Consider the following 18,622-nt stretch of genomic DNA (forward strand, 5'->3'; position numbering starts at 1 on the left):
AGGATTAGCCCTCGGCGTTCTCGGCCGCGGCCTCCTCGGCCGGAGCCTCAGCGGGGGCAGCGGGCTTCTCGGCCTTGGGGCGCAGCACGGGCTTCTTGGCCGCGTCAGCCTCGAAGACAGGCTTGGGCTCGACCGGCTTGACGACCGACTCGGTGTTGCCCTCGCCGGTGAACTTGCCCCAGTCGCCGGTGAGCTTGAGGATCGCGGCCACCTGCTCGGTGGGCTGAGCGCCCACGCTGAGCCAGTACTGCGCGCGGTCGGAGTCGACCTCGATGAACGAGGGCTGCTCGGTGGGGTGGTACTTGCCGATCTCCTCGATCACGCGGCCGTCGCGCTTGGTGCGCGAGTCGGCGACGACGATGCGGTAGTAGGGCGCACGGATCTTGCCGAGGCGCTTGAGACGGATCTTGACAGCCATGATGACTCCTTGAATCGAGTAGTGTGACGCCGCGCATCGCTTATTCGAGCGGGAGCGGAAGCCTGGGCGCGCAGGTTTGCGCGAACTCAACAATCCTCACACAAAAGCACCAGAAACGCAATTTTTGTTGCGATCAGGCATTTCTTGCCTTCGGCGTCCCTCCGAGGCGGTGCTCGAGAGCCGAGAACAGGCGCTCGGCCACCCCGTCGTGGTGCACGCCGTCATGCTCGTACTCGTTCGTGACCCAGGCATTCAGACCCGCGACCCGCTTGGCCGTGTCGAGCGAGAGATCCGCATCGACGTACATGTCGTCGAAGTACACCGCCGCCTCGACCGGCACCTCGTTCGACGCCAGCCGATCCCCGTCGTACAGCGCGATCGGCCAGGCCCGCTCGGCCAGCAGCTCGACCCCGGCCCGGAACCCGCGCAGCGCCCGGATCTCCTCGAACATCCACGGGAACACCATCTCCCCCGTGAACTGCAGCGGCCGCGACGACTCGGCGAAGTCCGGATGGCGCTCCCGCTCGCGCTGCGCCGCCCAGGCAGAGGGGCCCGGGCCGTAGATCGCCTCCTGCAGCGCCGCGTAGAGCGGCCTGCCGGCGAACCCCGTGTCGGCCCCCACGGCGTCGATGAACGCCTCGCTCAGCCTCGTCTCGGCGGCGTCGGCGAAGGCCTCGTCGAGCAGCCAGTGCACGCGGTCGAAACCGGGGGCCATGCCGAAGTCGAAGCCGAGCGTCTGCAGGCGGCGCACCGTGAGGCGGTCGCCGTCCGGCAGCCGCACGTCCTGCGATCCGAGCAGGTCGGCGATGCGCGCGACGCGCTCCTCGAGGTGCGGCAGTCGTTCGCGGAAGAGCCGGTTCTTCTCCCGCGTGCGCGGGAATGTGCGGCGATACACCTCGGCGGGGCCGGCGTCGAGACCCGCGAGCCCTCCCGTCACCACGGACCCGACGATCGCCTCGGGCGCGGTCGACAGGTAGTGCAGCGTGAGGAACCCGCCGTAGCTCTGGCCGATGGTCCACCACTGGCGCCCCTCGTAGTGCGCGGCGCGAATCGCTTCGAGATCCCGCACGATCGAGTCGGCACGGTGCAGGGAGAGACGCCGGGCCGACTCCTCCGCGGGCAGCCTCTCGAAGTCGTCGCCGCTCACGGGGGTCGAGCGACCGGTGCCCCGCTGATCCGGGATCACCAGCCTGAAGCGGCGCAGCGCCGCTCCCACCCAGCCCGAGCGACCCAGCGGGCGCGTACCCTTACCGCCCGGCCCGCCCTGCAGATGCACCAGCAACGGCAGGTCCTCGCCGCGCTTCTCCGCGGCGACGAGCTCGCGGGCGTAGACCCGGATCCGCTCGCCGGCGGGATCGGCCCAGTCGAGCGGCACCGTCGTCCACACGTCGCGGGCGACGATGTCCTTGCCGATCCAGTACTCGGGGCTGCTGCTCATACGCTCCAGCCTAGAGCCCCCTCATCCCCGGCGGCGATCCGCGAGCATCTGACGGAAGTAGTCGGCGCCCACCACGACGTGCATCACCACGCCGACCGCGGTGATCCACCGCCCGACCTCGCCGAGCCACTCGAGGCCGGGCAGGATCCCGAATCCCACCGCGGCGAGGCCCGCCATCATCACGGCCGTGCGGGCCTTGCCCAGCAGGCTCGCATCGGGAATGCGCTCGGGACGCTTCAAGACATAGACCACGAGCAGCACCAGGTCGACGCCGGGTATCGCGATCGCCGTCCACGCCGGGAGCAGCCCCGCGGCGATCATCGCGAGCACGATCGCGACGACGCCGATGCGATCCGCGAGGGGGTCGAACAGTTTGCCGAACCGGGAGACCTGGTTCAGCAGCCGCGCGAGCGTGCCGTCGACCCAGTCGCTCGCGCCGAAGATCACGAGCAGCACCACGGTGAGCACCGGCCGTGCGCCCTCGATCAGCAGCAGCGCGATGGGAACGACGAGCAGCAGGCGCAGCAGCGTGATCGCGTTGGGCAGCGTGGCCCAGGACCTATCGCTCGTCATCCGCCCCTCCCCTCGGCATCTCCCCCGAGTCTACGCGGGTGGGCAGCACGGGGCCGGTTCATTCCCGGATCAGTTCCGGTCGAGCCACCAGCCGAGCAGATGGGGGAACGCAAACATCCCTGCGACGGCGAGCACGAAAGCGGCCGTCGTCCAGGCGGCCGAACGCAGGCGGAGCCGTCGCCCCGCGTCGGCCACCTGCGAGCGCGGCCTCGCGGCCCTCGGATCGGTGTAGTGACGGGCCTGGTGCCCGAGCTCCCGCGCGACGAGCTCGGAGAAGAGCAGCATCGCGGTGACCTCCGAGCGATCCGAACCCGCGCGGAAACGGCGCGAGGCCACGACGAGCCGATCCTCGATCACCTCGATGTCCCAGCGCCGGCCGTGGTCGATGAGGCAGACCATAACATCCGGGGTGAGCAGTTCGAGCGCGTCGCGCTGGTACCCGGCCGGCGCGTACACCGTGAAATGGCGGTCGAAGTCGCCCTCCAGCGAGAGCCGCTGCGAGCCGGGCAGCACGGCGCGCAGGCTGCCGTTGCGGCGCGCGTCGATCATGAGGTGCGGCAGCGCGCGCGGCAGCTTCATCGACAGGTAGCGGAACGCCGGGAACGGCCCCTTGGGGTCGCTCTTCCCGCCGGTGTAGGTGGCGAGGGCGATCTGCAGCGGCGGATCCATCAGCTCGCCGCGGTCGACCCCCTCCTCGGCGAGCGCGAACTGGGACTGGTAGAGCGGCGCGCGGGCCGGATCCTCGCGGTGGGCCAGCCGCGCGAGCTTGCGGGGCGGCGCTCCCGCCCGCCCCTCGCCGAAGAAGATGCCCCAGCGGCGCGGCAGGATGCCGTAGCGCCGGTACTGCAGCCCGCGCTGCCGTGCGAACCGCTGAAACGCGATCCCGCGCCGCGTGTCGGCCGGCATGGAGAGCAGCACGGCGCCCCAGATCCAGAGCCCGATCACGAACCAGAGCAGCACCATCATGAACAGCCCGCGCCCCCAGTCGAGCCAGTCGGGCAGCGGGATCGCCACCGGCATCTCCGTCGTGAGGCTGGAGCAGAGCAGGGCGACGGGCACGGCCGCAACCACCAGGAAAGCACCCCTGGCGGCGGAGCGGAACGCCGACGGATCCTCGTCGCGCACCTCGCCCCAGCTCACCCGGCGCGGCCACTCCGACCGGAACAGCGCGAGCCGGCCGGCGGGATCGGAGCCGCGAAGCGTCAGCGCAGCCCCTTGCCGAGCATCTGCTGCAGCTTCGCGAGCTCCTCCTCGCTCGGCTGCGCTTTTCCGCCGCCCAGACCGAAGCCGGAGCCGGTCGCGGACCTGCTCGCCTGCTTCGCGGCGACGCCGGCGGCCTGCTGGGCGCGCTTGGCGGGATTGCCCGACTGCTTCTTGCCCTTGCCCTTCGCCTGCTGCTTCTTCTTGCCGCCGTGGCTCATGCCCGGCATCGGCCCCATGCCGGGGATCTGCGGCACTCCGCCGCGGGCCACCGTCTTCATCATCTTGGCGGCCTGCTCGAAGCGCTGCACGAGCTGGTTCACCTCGGTGACCGTCACACCCGAGCCCTTGGCGATGCGCAGGCGACGGGATCCGTTGAGGATCTTGGGATTCTGGCGCTCGGCGCGCGTCATCGACTGGATGATGGCCTCGGTGCGCACGATCTCGCGCTCGTCGAAGTTGTCGAGCTGATCCTTCATCTTGCCCATGCCGGGCAGCATCCCCATCATCTTCTTCAGGGAGCCGGCCTTGCGCAGCTGCTGCATCTGGGCCAGGAAGTCGTCGAGAGTGAAGGAGTCGCTCGCGATCTTCTCGGCGACCTTGCGCGCCTCCTCCTCATCGAAGGCCTGCTGGGCCTGCTCGATGAGGGTGAGTACGTCGCCGAGGTCGAGGATGCGGCTCGCCATGCGATCGGGGTGGAACGGCTCGAAGTCGCCCAGGCCCTCGCCGGTCGAGGCGAAGAGGATCGGCTTGCCCGTGGTGCCGCGGATCGAGAGAGCGGCACCGCCGCGCTGATCGCCGTCGAGCTTGGTGAGCACGACGCCCGTGAAGTCGACGCCCTCCTGGAAGGCGCGGGCCGTCGCGACCGCATCCTGACCGATCATCGCATCGATGACGAACAGCACCTCGTCGGGATCGGTCGCCTTGCGGATATCGGCGGCCTGCTGCATGAGCTCGGCGTCGACGCCGAGGCGGCCCGCGGTGTCGATGATCACGAAGTCGTGCTGCGTGCGCCTGGCCTCGGCGACACCGTTCTTCGCGACCTTCACCGGGTCGCCGACGCCGTTGCCCGGCTCGGGCGCGTAGATGTCGACTCCGGCCTGCTCGGCGACGACCCCCAGCTGGGTGACGGCGTTGGGGCGCTGCAGGTCGCAGGCAACCAGCATCGGGGTGTGGCCCTGATCGCGCAGCCACTTCGCGAGCTTGCCCGCGAGGGTGGTCTTACCGGCGCCCTGCAGGCCGGCGAGCATGATCACCGTGGGCGGGTTCTTCGCGAACTGCAGCCGGCGCTGCTCGCCGCCGAGGATGCCGACGAGCTCCTCGTTGACGATCTGCACGACCTGCTGCGCGGGGTTCAGCGCCTGGTTGACCTCGTCGCCGAGGGCGCGCTCGCGCACCTTCGCCGTGAACTCCTTGACCACGTCGAGCGCGACGTCGGCCTCGAGCAGCGCGCGGCGGATCTCGCGCACCGTGCTGTCGACGTCCGAGGCCGACAGCTTGCCCTTCGCGCGGAGGTTCTTGAAGGTCTCGGTGAGCCGAGCAGACAGGTTTCCGAAAGTAGCCATAGCGCGTTCATTCTACCCGGCTCACCGCGGTTCCCCGACCTACTCGTACTCGTAGAACCCGCGGCCCGATCCCTTGCCCAGGTATCCCTTGTCGATGTACTCGCGCTTGATGTACTCGGCGAACTCGCGCTGCACGGGGTCGGGGCTGTCCTTGCCGAGGTTGTAGGGGGTGGTCATCCCGACGACGTCGTAGATCTCGAACGGGCCCGTGGGCGCGCCGGTGGCGATCTTCCAGGTGCGGTCGATGTCCTCAGGGCTGGCGATGCCCTTCACGAGGAGAGCCGCGGCCGCGTTGAGGAACGGCACGAGCAGCGAGTTGAGCACGTAGCCCGGCTGCTCCTTGTGGATGCGGATCGGCACCATGCCGATCTCCTCAGCGAAGTGGGCGACCTGCTCGAACACCTCGGGGTCGGTGCCGGGGTGGCCCATCACCTCGCCGGTGTTCTTCGCCCACACCTCGTTGGCGAAGTGCAGTGCGAGGAACTTCTCGGGGCGACCGGTGAACGGGGCGATATCGCTCGGCAGCAGGGTCGAGGAGTTCGTGCAGAAGATCGTCTTCTCGGGGGCGACCGCGGCGACCTTCTCCCAGGTCTGCTGCTTGATGTCGAGGCGCTCGGGCACGGCCTCGATGATGATGTCGGCGTCCTTCACCGCGTCGGCGAGGTCCGAGCTGGTGCGGATGCGACCCACCGCCGCCTCCAGCTTCTCCGGCGTCGCATCGGGCAGGTCCCGCAGGTAGAGCGGCTTCAGGTACTCCCAGCGATCCGCGAGCTTCGCGAGGATCTCGTCGTTCAGATCGTAGGCGACGACGTTCTTGCCGGAGTAGGCGGACTGGAAGATGATCTGGGATCCGAGCACTCCGGTTCCGAGCACGGTGAGGTTCTGCAAGGGTGTTGCCTTTCTCGAATGGTGACCCCTTCTGGGGGCTGATCCGGTCCGGCGGTCGCAGCGTTCGGCTCGGCCGTCAGGCCTCACCTACCGGTCTACTCCCCCTGCGCACCCCGCGGGCGGGATTTCGCTGACAGCGAGAATGCCGGGCCTCTGGCTCGGGGCGGTAGTCGAAAGGCGGGTCAGGATCACCCGACGAGCTGCTGGGCGAAGACGTGCGGGGTGAAACCGGTGAGGTCGCCGATGCCCTCGCCCTGGCCGACGAGCTTGATGGGCAACCCGGTCTTCTGCTGCACCGACAGCACGAAGCCGCCCTTGGCCGAGCCGTCGAGCTTGGTGAGCACCAGCCCGGTCACGCCGGCGTGCTCGATGAATGCCTCGGCCTGCGCGAGGCCGTTCTGCCCGGTGGTCGCGTCGAGCACCAGCAGCACCTCGGCGACCGGCACCTGCTTCTCGATGACGCGCTTCACCTTGCCGAGCTCGTCCATGAGACCGCCCTTGGTCTGCAGCCGACCCGCCGTATCGATGATGGCGATGTCGTAGCCCTCGTTCTTCGCCCGCTCGACGGTCTGGAACGCGACGGACGCCGGATCCTGCCCCTGCTGCTGCGGCTTCACGATGTCGACGCCGGCGCGATCGGCCCACGTTCCCAGCTGCTCGACCGCGGCAGCGCGGAACGTGTCGGCCGCTCCCACGATGATCCGCTTGTCGAAGGCGGTGAGGTACTTCGCGAACTTGCCGATGGTGGTGGTCTTGCCGACGCCGTTGACGCCCACCACCAGGATGACCGCGGGGCGCTCGGAGAGACGCAGCGTGGGATCGTAGGCCGCGAGGCGCTCCTCGATCGCGTCGCGCAGCATGCTGCGCATATGCTTCACCTCGGTGACGCGGTGCCGCTCGACGTCGGCGCGCAGCTGATCGAGGATGGAGTCGGTCACGTCCGGGCCGAAGTCGGCGGTGATCAGCGCGCTCTCGAGCTCGTCCCACGTCTCCTCCGTGATGAGCTCGGGGCCGGTGAAGAGGTTGCGGAACGCTTTCGAGAAGGACCAGGATCGCTCAGCCATGCCATGATCCTATCGGGCCTGCGCCATTGCCCTGCGCTGCCCGCGCTACTGCTCGTCGCGGCCGATCCGCTGCCCCACGACCGCACTGATGCCGTCCTGCCGCATCGATACGCCGTAGAGCGCGTCGGCGATCTCCATCGTGCGCTTCTGGTGGGTGATCACGATCAGCTGCGAGTTCTCGCGCAGCCGCTCGAACACCTGCAGCAGTCGCCCGAGATTCGCGTCGTCGAGGGCAGCCTCGACCTCGTCGACGATGTAGAACGGACTGGGCCGCGCCTGGAAGATCGCCATGAGCCACGCGACGGCGGCGAGGGAGCGCTCCCCTCCCGAGAGCAGCGAGAGGCGCTCCACCTTCTTGCCCGCCGGCTTCACCGCCATGTCGATGCCCGTGCCGAGCAGGTCGTCGGGGTCGCTCAGCGAGATCTCTCCCGAGCCGCCGGGGAAGAGGATCGGGAAGACCTCCGCGAACGCGGCCTTGGTGTCCTCGAACGCCGCGGCGAAGATGCCCTGCATCTTGCTGTCGAGCTCCTCGATGATCGCCAGCAGATCGGATCGGGTCTTGGCGAGATCCTTGAGCTGGTCGGCGAGGAAGCGGTGGCGCTGCTCGAGCGCGGCGAACTCCTCGAGCGCGAGCGGGTTGATGCGGCCGAGCTGCGAGAGGCGCTTCTCGGCCTTCGCGAGCCGCCGCTCCTGCTCCTCGCGCACGTAGGGAATAGTGGATTCGGCAGGCTCACGGGATGACTGCTCGGGCGCTTTCCGCTCCTGCTTCAGTCCCAGCTCCGCGGCCAGTTCGGCCTCCAGCGCGTTCGCGTACTCGGGTTCGGGATCCGGTTCGCCCGAGGGATCAGCAGATCGGGTGTCGGCCTCAACACCGTCGGCGTGCACCGGCACGGGCACGTCGGGTCCGTACTCCGCGATCAGCACGTCCTCCACGAGCCCGAGCTCGTTGCCCGAGCGCTCGAGCAGCGCCGAGAGCTGCAGCTTTCTCTCGTAGCTCTTCAGCTCGACGCCGTGCACCCGCTCGGTGAGGCTCTGCAGCTTCCGCCGCAGCTCCGACTCCTCCGACCGCAGCAGCGTGAGCTCCTGGCTGTGCTTCGCCCGCTGCTGCTCGGCGGCCTGCTGGGCGAGGCGAGCCTCGGTGAGGGATCGATCGCAGGCGTCGAGGATCGCCGGCAGCATATCGGCCACGCGCTCGGCCTGCGCCGCCTGCCGCGACCGCAGCACGGCGCGGCGGGCCGCTTCCTCGGCGGCGTGACGCTCGGCCTCGAACTGCTCTTCGAGGCTGCGGCGGCGGGCCTCCGCGGCGCGGGCGCGCTCGCGGGCGGTCTCGAGTGCGAGCCGCAGCTCGACCTCCGCCACGCGGGCGCGCTCGACCTCGGCGAGCAGTTCGTCGCGCTGGCTCGCGTCAAGGATCGGCCGCGGTTCGGCCTCGGCCTCTGAGAACGCCTGCGCCGCGCGCTCCGCCTCCTGCGCGGCGGCCTCGATCGATTGCTCGACGGCGACGAGCGACTGCCGCGCGCGCTCCGCCTCGGCCTGAGCCGCCTCGGCCCGGGTCGACAGCCGGTTGCGCTCCTTCGCGGCCTCCGCGAGGCGGGCGTCCGCGGCCCGCAGCTCGGCGAAGGCCCTCTGGGCGTCGGTCTTCGCCCGGGAGGCGGCCTCGCGCAGCTCGGCCAGCTCGATCTCGGTCTCCGCGATCCGCTCGGCCACCTCGGCGCGCGCCTGCTCGGCCTGCTCCAGCTCCGCGGTGAGCTCGATGCGCGAGGGAGCGAGGGCCGATCCCCCGCTCAGGGTGTGCTCGGTGAGCACGTCTCCCCCGCCGGTGACGACCGTGTACGAGCCCCCCGGCCACCGCTCGCGCAACACGGCCGAGGCGCTGATCGCGGCCTCCAGATCGTCCGCGATGTAGCTGCGCGCGAGAAGCCCCCGCACCCCGGCCGGCGCCTCGAGGATCACGTCGACGGCGCGGATCGCCCCCTCGATCTCGGGGGCGGCATTCGCGCCGGGATCCGCTCCGCCTCCTGCACCGCTCCCGGCACTCGCCAGCACGGCCCGCAGCCGCCCGAGGTCCCGGTCGTGCGCTGCCGAAATCGCGAGCCCGGCCGCGGCCTCCGACTCGGCCAGCAGCGCGTCCGCGAAGACGCCGAGCGCCGCGCCGATGGCGGCCTCGGCTCCCTCGCGCACCCGCACGTGGTCGGAGACGCGGCCCGCGATGCCGTCGGGGGCATCGGCGAGCAGCGCGCCCGAGGCGTCGCGCTGGTCGAGGGATCGCGTCAGCGCGCTCACCCGCGCTTCGAGCCCGGCGCGCTCCTGCTCGAGGGCGTGCAGCCGATCCCGCGCCTCGTCGCGCCGCTGCTCGGCGTCGCCCTGCCGATCCTGCGCCTCCCGATACGCCGCGTCCCAGTCGGCGATCCGCTCCCCCGCGTCGGCGTCCTTCGCGCCCGGATCCTCGGCCTCCGCCCGCTCCTCGAAGTCCGCGAGCTCCCGTCGCGCGGTCTCGGCCCGCTCCTCGGCCTGCGCGACCGCCTGCTCGCGTCTCGCCAGTTCCTGCGCGACCGCCGCCCGCTTCTGCTCGGCCGCCTCGGCCCGGCCCCGCAACTGCGACAGCTGCAGGTCGTGTTTCGAGACGAGGGCGCTCTGCGCAGCGATGTGCTCGTCGATCGCATCGAGCGCCTGCTGCGCACGGCGCGTCGCCGATCCTCCCCGCTCCCAGGCGGTCTCGGCCTCGGGGATCAGCGCCTCGAGCCGACGCACCTCCTCCGCGGCCTCGTCGACGGCCGCCCGCGTCAGCCGGTTCACCTGCTCGGGCGCCTCCGCCTGCGTGGCCAGGAAGGTGAGCCGCTGCTGGGTCTGCGAATAGAGCCCGCGCAGCTTCGACTGCACCGACTCGAGGCCGATGGTCACCCGCCGCGCAGCATCGAGCTCGTCGCTCTGCTGATCCTGCTCGAGGCGCTGGATGCGCAGCTGCTTCTGCTCCACCTGCTCCTGCAGCACGATGCGCTCCGAGTGCCGCTCGGCCTCGTCCTTCGCGAGTTCGTCGAGCTCGGCACGCAGGCGCGCCACGTCGTCGGCGAGCAGGCGCGCCTTCGCGTCGCGCACCTCAGCGGCGATCGACTGCGCCTGCTTCGCCACCTCGGCCTGCCGCCCCAGGGGTTTGAGCTGTCGCCGGATCTCCCCCGCCAGGTCGTTCAGACGCGTGAGGTTCGTCTCCATCGCGTCGAGCTTGCGCAGGGTGCGCTCCTTGCGGCGGCGATGCTTGAGGATCCCCGCCGCCTCCTCGATGAAGCCGCGCCGATCCTCGGGGGTCGCCCGCAGCACCGCGTCGAGCTGCCCCTGCCCGACGATCACGTGCATCTCGCGCCCGAGCCCCGAGTCGCTCAGCAGCTCCTGCACATCGAGCAGCCGGCAGCTCTCGCCGTTGATCGCGTACTCGCTCGACCCGTTGCGGAACAGCGTGCGGCTGATCGTCACCTCCGAGTACTCGATCGGCAGCGCGCCGTCGGAGTTGTCGATGGTCAGGCGCACCTCGGCCCGGCCGAGCGGCCCGCGGGTGGAGGTGCCCGCGAAGATCACGTCCTCCATCTTGCCGCCGCGCAGCGTCTTCGCACCCTGCTCGCCCATCACCCAGGCGAGCGCGTCGACGACGTTCGACTTGCCCGAGCCGTTCGGGCCCACGATCGCGGTGACGCCCGGCTCGAACTGGAAGGTCGTCGGCTGTGCGAAGGACTTGAAGCCCTTGAGCGTGAGGCTCTTGAGGTGCACGCCGCCCTTCCTTTCCGCGTCCGGCCTGCGCCGGCACTCGTGTTCCTCTGCGCTCCGGGGTCGGGCGCACACGATCGGCGGTGATCCGCCGATCTCTACGAGAGTACCCGCCGTTCGGCCGCTTCCCCGCCATTGCGGGGGCGCGTGATCAGGAGCCGAGATACGAATTTCGCACCCGGGATCGCGACCGGGTATGCGAGATCCGTATCTCGACGGGCGGGAGAGCTGGCGGGCTGAAGAGCTGGCGGGCGGGGCCTCAGGCCTCGGCGGTCTCGACGAGTATCCGCCACGGCCCTTCGAGGTCGGCTTCCGGCGGGAAGCGACCGGCCAGCTCCAGGGAGACGAGACCGTGCGCCGCGGCCCATATGAAGCGCGCCCGATCGTGATCCTCAGCGGTCTCGCCGAGCGCCTCGAGCACCGCAGTCATCGCTGCCGCCTCGACCCCCTCTTCGAGCAGCGAGCGGTCGAGGGGGCGTTCCGTCGCCAGGCGGTAGAGCTGGGGCGCGGCGAGGGCGTTCTCGCGGTACACCTCGGCGAAGCGCGCGATGAGGGTGGCGGCGGCAGCGGGCTCGGGATCGAGGGCGGGCTCGGGATCGAGGGCGGGCTCTGGATCCGCGTCACTCTCAGCCCCCTCCTCGAACGCGAGCGCGAGCCGTCGGAACCACCGCGAGATCAGCGCGTGCTCGAGGTCTTCGGCCCCGGAGAAGTGCTTGTAGAGGCTCGGCGGTCTGATCCCCGCCTCGCGGGCAACCGCGTTCATGCCGAAGCGCTCGATTCCGTCGCGCTCCAGCACACGCTCTGCGAGATCCAGCAGCTGCGCGCGGCGCTCGCTCACCCGAACGCGCCGCCGACCGGGATGATGCTGCCGTCGGCGTCGCGGAACCCGTAGCCGAACGCACGATCCGCCGCGATGTGCACGAACCAGACGGCGCCCACGAGCGCGAGCGGCCAGAAGCCGTCGTCGAGGCCACCGGTGATGAAGAACGCGACGGCGCCGATCGCCAGCATGGCCAGCGGCACGGGCATGGAGTGCAGCGTGTTGTAGAGGCGCACCCGCTCGGCCTTGAGGCGGCCCCGCTCGGCGAAACCGCCGACGAGGGGGACGTCGGGCAGGATCGCGAAGAGCACCGCGATTCCCACGGCCGGCCAGCCGAGCGCGACGCACCAGAGCACCACGAAACCGAACCAGACGAGGGCGCTCATGCCCCAGGTCACCCGCATCATGTTCATTTGGCTAATGCTATTAGCCGTTGGGATGCATCGCAAACTCAGCGGGCGCGGGACGGGATCGGGCTGAGGCTGCGGCGGTCATGGCCGATCACGCCGGCAGCGCCTGCGGGCAGCGCACGCGTGCGCGGGTAGCGCGCGCCGGCAACGCCTGCGAGCGGCGCACACCCGCAGCGCACATAGGCGGCGCACGCCCGCCTCGACACCCATGCGCTTCTTCCACTTGTAGGCAGCTCAATAACAATCCTCCCGAAACTTTGGAATATCCCCTCCGCCCGAGCCCCCATGAGTGTCAGTGGTCCCTGATGGAATGGCCCTATGCAAGCTCTCCCCCATCTCATGACCGACGCTCAGCGCGACGCGCTGAACGCGGGCATCGGTGCGGTCGAGCAGATCGAGGTCGCGCTGCAGCAGCTCGAGTACCTCAAGGCGATGCACCTGGCGAGTCTGGCCCGACTCGCCTCGCAGATCGCGCGAGACGAGGGGCACGCGGATCACGGCGAGCTCGTCCACCGTGCCGTCGAGGCCGAGGTCGCTGCCGCGACCCGCACCGGTCAGACCGCGGCCGCGCACCGCATGAGCCACGCCGACCGGCTGTTCGACCGCTACGCCCAGACCGCCGCCGCGTTCTCCGAGGGCCGTCTCTCGCTGCGCCACACCCAGGTCATCGAGGAGGCGGGGCGGATCATCGCCGACGTGCAGGCCTGCGCCGCATACGAGCGAGAGGTGCTGCCGCTCGCCCTCGAACTCACCGCGCGGCAGCTACGGGCGCACGCGCTGCGCCTCGCGGAGCGCTTCGCTGAACGCGACATCGACCAGCGGCACCGCGACGCTAGGCAGCGACGCGGGGTGCGCATCGTGCCCCTCGAAGACGGCATGGCCGAGCTGTGCGCCACGATCGGAGCGGTCGAGGCCTACGCCATCAAGGACCGCCTGGCGCGTATCGCCAGACGGACCCTCAGCGCCGATCATGGCGCTGCCACTGCCACTGCCACTGGCACTGGCACTGGCGCCGGCACTGGCGCCGGTGTCAGTGTCGGCACTGGCGCCGGTGTCGGCATCGGCGCCGGACATGCGGCAACCCCGGAGCACACGGCCGGGCCGGCGGCTCCCACCCTGCAACAGGCGCAGGCCGACGTGCTCACCGAACTGCTACTGGCAGGCAGCGCCGACGGCGCGGGCGAGCCGGCGTCGGGCATCGGCGACCCTCTGGGCGCGATCTCGGGTCGAGTTCAGGTCTCGGTGCCGGTGCTCACCCTCATCGGAGACGACTCCTGCGACAATGCAGCGTTCAGCGATCCCGCAGAGCTCGCCGGCTACGGTCCCATCGACAGCGAGACCGCCCGCAGGCTCGCCGGCGGCACCCTCGCATGGGAGCGGGTGCTCACCCACCCCGTCAGCGGCCTGGTGCTCACCGTGGACCGCTACCGCCCATCCGAAGATCTCAGGCGTCTGCTGGGGGCACGTGATCAGCGCTGCAGGTTCCCCGGGTGCACGCGCCGACTCGACCACTGCGACATCGACCACACGGTGGCTGCCGCACAGGGCGGGCCCACCGAGCTCGGCAATCTGGCGCACCTCTGCCGCAAGCATCACACCCTCAAGCACTTCGAGATGCTCGGAGGTCGAGGCTGGAAACCGAGACAACGCCCGGGCGGGGTCTTGGAGTGGCGAAGTCCCACCGGACGCCGCTACGTCGACGCCCCGATAGCGTGCAGCGTCCAGAGGGTGACGTAGAGGGCGAGCACCGCGGCGAGCAACGGCCAGAACACCCGTGCGCCTTTTCGCGTCACCGACCAGATCGCGAGGCCGTACCCGATCGCGCCGGTCAAGAAGAAGGGCAGACCCGCGATCATGAGCACGAGCAGCAGACCCCCGCCCCAGGGGCTCGGATTCGCGACCTGAGCCACGATCTCGAAGGGAACCGCCAGCACGAACGCCGCGCCGACCCCGATGCCTCCGAACAGCAACGCCTGACTGAAGGGATAGTAGCGTCGCAGCCAAGGCCCGAGCAGCGCGGCCACCAGCACGAAGACGACCAGCTGGGGTGCGCCGAACCCGGCCAGGCTCAGCACCATGCCGGGCTTCGGGTCGGCAGTGCCGAGATCGAAGACCGCCATCACCATCACGATGCACAATCCGACCGCTATCAGCCCCAGGGCCGCGCGCCAGGCCATCCCCCACCGCGAGAGCGCGAGCCAGGGGTGCTCGACAGGCAAGCCCGGCTCGGTCTGATGCAGATCGACCACGGCGCTCACCCCAACCCGGAGATGAGGTTGACGACGTTCGCGATGATCCCCACGCCGAACAGGTAGCCGAGCAGGGTCTGCGCGATCACCACGCGGCGCACGTCGGAACGGCTCACATCGGTGTCGGCCACCTGGTACGTCATTCCGAGGCCGACCGAGAAGTAGGCGAAGTCGGTGTACTGCGGCGGTTCGGCCTGGTTGAAGTCGATGCCGCCGAGCGCCTCGCCGTCCTCCCCGCTGCGGTAGTAGAGGTCGGCGTAGCGCAGCATGTAGTTCGTGTGGATCAGCGCCCACGAACTCGCCACACTGAGCAGCGCGATCCCCGCCAGCAGGTAGGCGGTGATCCCGTCCGCCCGCTGCGCCTGGGCCGCCACCACCGCTACCGCGATCAGGCTCGCAACGCTGCTCACCACCGCGATGACGCGCGCAGCACTGCGCCCCGGATCCTCGGCGGTCGCGTGCGCCCTCGTCTCGGCGGGTCCCATCGACCAGACGGTCAGCAATACCCAGACCACGTTCACGAGCGCGACGACGCCCCAACCGGCGAGCAACCCGGCCGCGATCCCGAGCGATGGCGCCACTGCGGCACCGGCCGCGATCCCGAGCACGATAGAGACGGCGGATCGCACTCGCAGGCGCACGCGGGCGGAGGCACTCACACTCATGTGCGCAGTATATTTCCCATCGTTCCTGGGCGGCTCGAACACCGTGCTACTCCCGCGAGCAGTGGCTAGATTGAGAGCATGGGATCCACCAATTACATCGACACGTTCATCCGGGTCGCAGATGACTGCCCCGTCACGCAAGCCGAAGCACCCTCCGACGGCGCGAAAGGCCCCACCGTCGCATCCCTCCAATACCGGCTCATCTCCGAACGCCCGTACGAGCTCACGAGCGACGACGTGCTGTTCGAGGTGCACCGCATCCGCCAGGAGATCCCCGACGAAGAGCTTTCCGAAGCCCGCGAGGCGTTCTTCGCGAAGAGCCAGGCCTGTCTGCGGTCGTCTCCGCTGGGGAAGCGGTACGGCTGGGGCATCCACCACGATTCGCAGGGCCGGGTCGCCCTCGTACCGCTCGAGTCCGATCGCTATCGGGCGCTCGCAAACGACCCCGCTCTGAAACAGACGCGGGCCATGCGGTCCAAGCGAGCCTGAGAGTTCCGATCCCCCGCAGTCGGGGACCCAGTCCGCGACCCGGCCCGCGACCCGGCTAGACCCAGCCGACCGGGATTCCCAGAAGCCCGGCGACGAGCCCCGCGCACGCTCCACCGATGACGACGAGCCACGCCGGGAGCTTCCACACGAGCAGCATCGCGAGACATGCCAGCGCGATGAGGAGCGGCACGATCCCGGTGATGCCCGAGGTGATGACCGGCGTGCAGAGCGCGGCGGCGAGGATCCCGACCACGGCCGCGCCGGCTCCCGCCAGGGCGGAGCGCGCTCCGGCGCTCGCGCGCAGCCGACTCCAGAACGGGAGGGCGGCGACCAGCAGCAGCATGCCGGGGAGGAACACCGAGACCAGCGCCAGGAGCGCGCCCAGAATGCCCGCTGCGAGGCCGGATTCCATCTCGAACCCCAGGTAGGCCGCGAAGGTGAACAGGGGCCCCGGCACCGCCTGGACCGCGCCGTAACCCGCGAGGAACTGCTCGTGCGTCACCCCGCCCGAAACCGCCGGCTCCGCCTGCAGCAGCGGGAGGACGACGTGCCCGCCGCCGAAGACGAGCGCGCCGGCGCGGGAGAAGGCGTCGGCGATACCGATCCAGCTGTTCTGGGTGACGCGCACGAGGATCGGCAGTGCCGCGAGCATCAGCACGCATAGCAGCAGCGCAGAGATCCCGACCCTGCGGGAGACGCGTATCGCGAGCGGCTCGGAGGACTCGTCGGCGACCCCTCCGCACCACAGCACCCCCGCGATCAGACCGGCGACGATCGCCGCGATCTGCCCGACGTTCCCCGGCAGCAGCAGGCAGAGCGCAGCCGCGAAGAGACCGATCAGCAGGCGACGCAGATCCGGTGTGAGTGTGCGGGCCATGCCCCACACCGCGTGCGCGACGACCGCGACGGCGACTGCCTTGAGCCCGACGAGCAGGCCGTGGCCTAGCGGTCCGTCGAGGCCGACCGCGCCGATCGCGAACAGCACCAGCAGCAGTGCCGACGGCAGCGTGAACGCGGTCCACGCCGCGAGTGCCCCGAGCCACCCGGCCCGGAGGAGACCCAGGGCGAACCCCACCTGACTGGAGGCCGGCCCGGGCAAGAACTGGCAGAGTGCGACGAGTTCGGCGTACTGGGATTCGCTCGCCCATTTCCGGCGCGCGATGAGCTCCTCGCGGAAGTATCCGAGATGAGCGACCGGGCCGCCGAACGAGGTCACCCCGAGCTTCAAGAACGCGCGGAATACCTCACCGACTCTTTCCTCGCGATGCATCGGCACGCATTCATGATGTCGCGAGCGCGGTCACATGCGCAAGGAGCGGGTATCTGGATGACAGCTACGGCTACACTCAGGGCATGGGCTTCAAAGGACCGACAGCCTTGTTCGTGGCCTGGGCGATCCACGACGTCGAGGAGGCGCTCGCGTTCCCGGCGACCTGCGATGCACTCGCCGATGAGACCAGCGTCGAACGGCTTCGCCTCGATCAACGCCAATCATGGCTCGCCGTCGGGCTCATGGGAACGATCGTCTTATTCGCGTGTCACCGCGGCGCGCGAACGAAGGGCCGTTCGAGACTCTATCGAGCGGTGTCAGCGGGACTCGAGGCACACGTCGCGACGCACCTCCTGGCGTCGCTCGTGCAGCGCAGGTACACCGCAGGCGTCGCGACGGCGCTCCCGGTCATGTGGCCGGGAGCGGCCCTCGCGCGTCGCGACATCGAACGCGCCGGCCCGCCGCTCGGCTACCGCGACTACATCGCGGGAGCTGCGATTCTGATCCCGGCTGCTCTGGCATGCCAGGTTCTCGCGCGCCTGATTCCGAGGCGAGGCGGATCTCCGCGGCGAGGCAGATCTCCGAGGCCGGTCGAGCTGCGCGGTGGAACTGCGTCTAAGTGGAGAAGCCCCGGATCGTCTCGAGGAGAATCAGGATGCTGAGGATGAGACCGCGCACCACTACGGCAATACCGAGAACCCTGAAGAGGTGCGGCCGGTGAGGAGCATCAGCAGGTCTGATCCCCTTCCCGTGCGCAGCGCGAGATCGATGCTCAGTTCGAGAGCACGGGCGAGGCAGGGTGTCGGGGGTTCAGCGTCCGATCCGACGGCTCGTGCGATGTCGAGGCCGTGCACGATCAGTTCGAAGGTTCGGGTCGGGAGATACCTGCTCAGCCGTATGCCTCCGGCGATCGTGCTGATGAGCGGATCCTGCTCAGCTTCGACTCCCTTGAGCAGACCGGTCACTCGATCTGCGATCGCTGAGAACTCGGCCGCGGGAGTATCACCGAGGAGCTCGCCAGCGGCGATGCCCCGCTGCAGCACCGCAGCATCATCAGCGCCGGACAACTCGGCCACCCGCTCGTAGTACTCCCCGGCACTCGCCACGGCCTCTTCGGACGCCCTGCTCGCAAGGTACTGCTCGACGGTCAGCATCGCTCGGCTCGTGTGTCCGACGAGCGCCCGCAGGTTCCAGCCTCCGAGCCCCGGTCCATCCCAGGCGAACGGCGGCACGGCGCGAACGACCTGCGTCGCCCACGCGGCCGAAGCCGTGAACAGCGCGATCTCAGTCGGCAGCTCGGTCATCGGGCAGCCTAGTACTCGCCCTTCACGACGAAGTAGGAACCCCGGATCTCGCCCGCGAGCTTCGAGCGCTGGCGGGCGAACTTGAACTTCGAAGCGAGCTCCTCGGGGACCTCCATGCCCTGCGAGAGCTTGAAGCCGACGGCGCGCTTGCCCGACTCCGCGAGCGTGTACATGACGTTGATCGAGAGCCCGGACTCGTAGAACACGTAGGCCATGCGGATCCCGTCGACTTCGAAGCTGCTCACCTCGAGAGGGCGGCTGGCGATGACGATATCGCGCTCCTCCTTCAGCACACGGGTCACCCACTCGAGCGTCTGGGGATCCTCCTCGACCGGACTCACCGTGAACTCGTGGTCGTACTTGTTCTTGAAGTAGCGCGCCTCGTTCGCGCGGAGACCGGCGAGAGCCTCGGCGACGGGCGAGGTCTCGAGACCCTGAGTCGAGGGGTTCACGAAGTCGACGACGTAGGGCATGGATCCTCCAATGAGCACTGTTCCTCACACGATAGCGGGA

Annotated in this window: 18 protein-coding genes; 3 read left to right on the top strand and 15 right to left on the bottom strand. The window is 69.8% G+C overall.

Annotated elements, in window-relative coordinates:
• Positions 1-4: 4 nt before the first annotated feature.
• The 10 genes from rpsP to KVY00_RS02190 form a co-directional block, all read right to left on the bottom strand.
• Positions 5-418 (bottom strand): 30S ribosomal protein S16, encoded by a 414-nt coding sequence (rpsP, locus tag KVY00_RS02145; RefSeq protein ID WP_223044116.1) that lies wholly within the window; start codon positions 416-418, stop codon positions 5-7.
• A gap of 133 nt (positions 419-551) precedes the next feature.
• Positions 552-1,856, bottom strand: coding sequence for an alpha/beta fold hydrolase (locus KVY00_RS02150; protein WP_223044117.1), 1,305 nt, complete (start codon positions 1,854-1,856; stop codon positions 552-554).
• A gap of 21 nt (positions 1,857-1,877) precedes the next feature.
• On the bottom strand, positions 1,878-2,429 hold the full coding sequence (locus KVY00_RS02155) for a CDP-alcohol phosphatidyltransferase family protein (RefSeq protein ID WP_223044118.1): 552 nt from the start codon (positions 2,427-2,429) through the stop codon (positions 1,878-1,880).
• A gap of 69 nt (positions 2,430-2,498) precedes the next feature.
• Positions 2,499-3,569, bottom strand: a complete 1,071-nt coding sequence (locus KVY00_RS02160; RefSeq protein WP_223044119.1) for a hypothetical protein — start codon at positions 3,567-3,569, stop codon at positions 2,499-2,501.
• Positions 3,570-3,631: 62 nt separating this feature from the next.
• Positions 3,632-5,194, bottom strand: a complete 1,563-nt coding sequence (gene ffh / locus KVY00_RS02165; RefSeq protein ID WP_223044120.1) for a signal recognition particle protein — start codon at positions 5,192-5,194, stop codon at positions 3,632-3,634.
• A 39-nt stretch (positions 5,195-5,233) separates the two neighbouring features.
• Positions 5,234-6,082 (bottom strand): 3-hydroxyacyl-CoA dehydrogenase, encoded by an 849-nt coding sequence (locus tag KVY00_RS02170; protein WP_223044121.1) that lies wholly within the window; start codon positions 6,080-6,082, stop codon positions 5,234-5,236.
• A 188-nt stretch (positions 6,083-6,270) separates the two neighbouring features.
• Positions 6,271-7,146, bottom strand: a complete 876-nt coding sequence (gene ftsY, locus KVY00_RS02175) for a signal recognition particle-docking protein FtsY (protein ID WP_223044122.1) — start codon at positions 7,144-7,146, stop codon at positions 6,271-6,273.
• 45 nt (positions 7,147-7,191) lie between these two features.
• A complete protein-coding gene (locus tag KVY00_RS02180) occupies positions 7,192-10,905 on the bottom strand; it encodes a chromosome segregation SMC family protein (RefSeq protein ID WP_223044123.1) in 3,714 nt (1,237 codons plus the stop codon).
• A 256-nt stretch (positions 10,906-11,161) separates the two neighbouring features.
• Entirely contained in the window at positions 11,162-11,740 is a 579-nt protein-coding gene (locus KVY00_RS02185; protein ID WP_223044124.1) for a TetR/AcrR family transcriptional regulator, read from the bottom strand.
• Positions 11,737-12,135 (bottom strand): DUF4260 family protein, encoded by a 399-nt coding sequence (locus tag KVY00_RS02190; RefSeq protein ID WP_223044125.1) that lies wholly within the window; start codon positions 12,133-12,135, stop codon positions 11,737-11,739. The genes KVY00_RS02185 and KVY00_RS02190 overlap by 4 nt, the downstream gene beginning before the upstream one ends.
• A gap of 315 nt (positions 12,136-12,450) precedes the next feature.
• Here KVY00_RS02190 and KVY00_RS02195 point away from each other — a divergent pair, with 315 nt between their 5' ends.
• Complete coding sequence (locus tag KVY00_RS02195; protein WP_223044126.1) at positions 12,451-13,869, top strand: HNH endonuclease signature motif containing protein; 1,419 nt, start codon at positions 12,451-12,453, stop codon at positions 13,867-13,869.
• Here the strand turns inward: KVY00_RS02195 and KVY00_RS02200 are convergent.
• Positions 13,824-14,381 (bottom strand): hypothetical protein, encoded by a 558-nt coding sequence (locus KVY00_RS02200; protein ID WP_223044127.1) that lies wholly within the window; start codon positions 14,379-14,381, stop codon positions 13,824-13,826. The genes KVY00_RS02195 and KVY00_RS02200 overlap by 46 nt on opposite strands.
• Before the next feature lie 5 nt (positions 14,382-14,386).
• A complete protein-coding gene (locus KVY00_RS02205) occupies positions 14,387-15,046 on the bottom strand; it encodes a DUF1345 domain-containing protein (RefSeq protein ID WP_223044128.1) in 660 nt (219 codons plus the stop codon).
• A gap of 78 nt (positions 15,047-15,124) precedes the next feature.
• On the opposite strand from KVY00_RS02205, the gene KVY00_RS02210 reads away from it, so the two are divergent.
• Positions 15,125-15,535 (top strand): DUF6157 family protein, encoded by a 411-nt coding sequence (locus KVY00_RS02210; RefSeq protein WP_223044129.1) that lies wholly within the window; start codon positions 15,125-15,127, stop codon positions 15,533-15,535.
• 55 nt (positions 15,536-15,590) lie between these two features.
• Here KVY00_RS02210 and chrA read toward each other — a convergent pair whose 3' ends face one another.
• Positions 15,591-16,805, bottom strand: a complete 1,215-nt coding sequence (chrA, locus tag KVY00_RS02215; RefSeq protein WP_223045143.1) for a chromate efflux transporter — start codon at positions 16,803-16,805, stop codon at positions 15,591-15,593.
• Positions 16,806-16,888: 83 nt separating this feature from the next.
• Here chrA and KVY00_RS15635 point away from each other — a divergent pair, with 83 nt between their 5' ends.
• The gene (locus KVY00_RS15635) at positions 16,889-17,467 is read left to right on the top strand and encodes an HXXEE domain-containing protein (RefSeq protein ID WP_223044130.1); all 579 of its coding nucleotides are present in this window, start codon (positions 16,889-16,891) and stop codon (positions 17,465-17,467) included.
• An 18-nt stretch (positions 17,468-17,485) separates the two neighbouring features.
• On the opposite strand, the gene KVY00_RS02225 is transcribed toward KVY00_RS15635, so the two are convergent.
• Positions 17,486-18,109, bottom strand: a complete 624-nt coding sequence (locus KVY00_RS02225) for a maleylpyruvate isomerase N-terminal domain-containing protein (protein WP_223044131.1) — start codon at positions 18,107-18,109, stop codon at positions 17,486-17,488.
• Between the two features lie 8 nt (positions 18,110-18,117).
• Positions 18,118-18,582: a phage tail protein gene (locus tag KVY00_RS02230; protein WP_223044132.1), complete on the bottom strand. Its 465-nt coding sequence runs from the start codon at positions 18,580-18,582 to the stop codon at positions 18,118-18,120.
• Positions 18,583-18,622 lie beyond the last annotated feature (40 nt).

This window comes from Leucobacter tenebrionis (assembly GCF_019884725.1).
Classification (GTDB): Bacteria; Actinomycetota; Actinomycetes; order Actinomycetales; family Microbacteriaceae; genus Leucobacter; species Leucobacter tenebrionis.

What these genes read in the sequence shown, in the direction of transcription:
- rpsP (WP_223044116.1), bottom strand. Translation starts at nt 418, where the DNA reads ATGGCTGTCAAGATCCGTCTCAAGCGCCTCGGCAAGATCCGTGCGCCC.
- KVY00_RS02150 (WP_223044117.1), bottom strand. Translation starts at nt 1,856, where the DNA reads ATGAGCAGCAGCCCCGAGTACTGGATCGGCAAGGACATCGTCGCCCGC.
- KVY00_RS02155 (WP_223044118.1), bottom strand. Translation starts at nt 2,429, where the DNA reads ATGACGAGCGATAGGTCCTGGGCCACGCTGCCCAACGCGATCACGCTG.
- ffh (WP_223044120.1), bottom strand. Translation starts at nt 5,194, where the DNA reads ATGGCTACTTTCGGAAACCTGTCTGCTCGGCTCACCGAGACCTTCAAG.
- ftsY (WP_223044122.1), bottom strand. Translation starts at nt 7,146, where the DNA reads ATGGCTGAGCGATCCTGGTCCTTCTCGAAAGCGTTCCGCAACCTCTTC.
- KVY00_RS02190 (WP_223044125.1), bottom strand. Translation starts at nt 12,135, where the DNA reads ATGAACATGATGCGGGTGACCTGGGGCATGAGCGCCCTCGTCTGGTTC.
- KVY00_RS02195 (WP_223044126.1), top strand. Translation starts at nt 12,451, where the DNA reads ATGCAAGCTCTCCCCCATCTCATGACCGACGCTCAGCGCGACGCGCTG.
- KVY00_RS02205 (WP_223044128.1), bottom strand. Translation starts at nt 15,046, where the DNA reads ATGAGTGTGAGTGCCTCCGCCCGCGTGCGCCTGCGAGTGCGATCCGCC.
- KVY00_RS02210 (WP_223044129.1), top strand. Translation starts at nt 15,125, where the DNA reads ATGGGATCCACCAATTACATCGACACGTTCATCCGGGTCGCAGATGAC.
- chrA (WP_223045143.1), bottom strand. Translation starts at nt 16,805, where the DNA reads ATGCATCGCGAGGAAAGAGTCGGTGAGGTATTCCGCGCGTTCTTGAAG.
- KVY00_RS15635 (WP_223044130.1), top strand. Translation starts at nt 16,889, where the DNA reads ATGGGCTTCAAAGGACCGACAGCCTTGTTCGTGGCCTGGGCGATCCAC.
- KVY00_RS02225 (WP_223044131.1), bottom strand. Translation starts at nt 18,109, where the DNA reads ATGACCGAGCTGCCGACTGAGATCGCGCTGTTCACGGCTTCGGCCGCG.
- KVY00_RS02230 (WP_223044132.1), bottom strand. Translation starts at nt 18,582, where the DNA reads ATGCCCTACGTCGTCGACTTCGTGAACCCCTCGACTCAGGGTCTCGAG.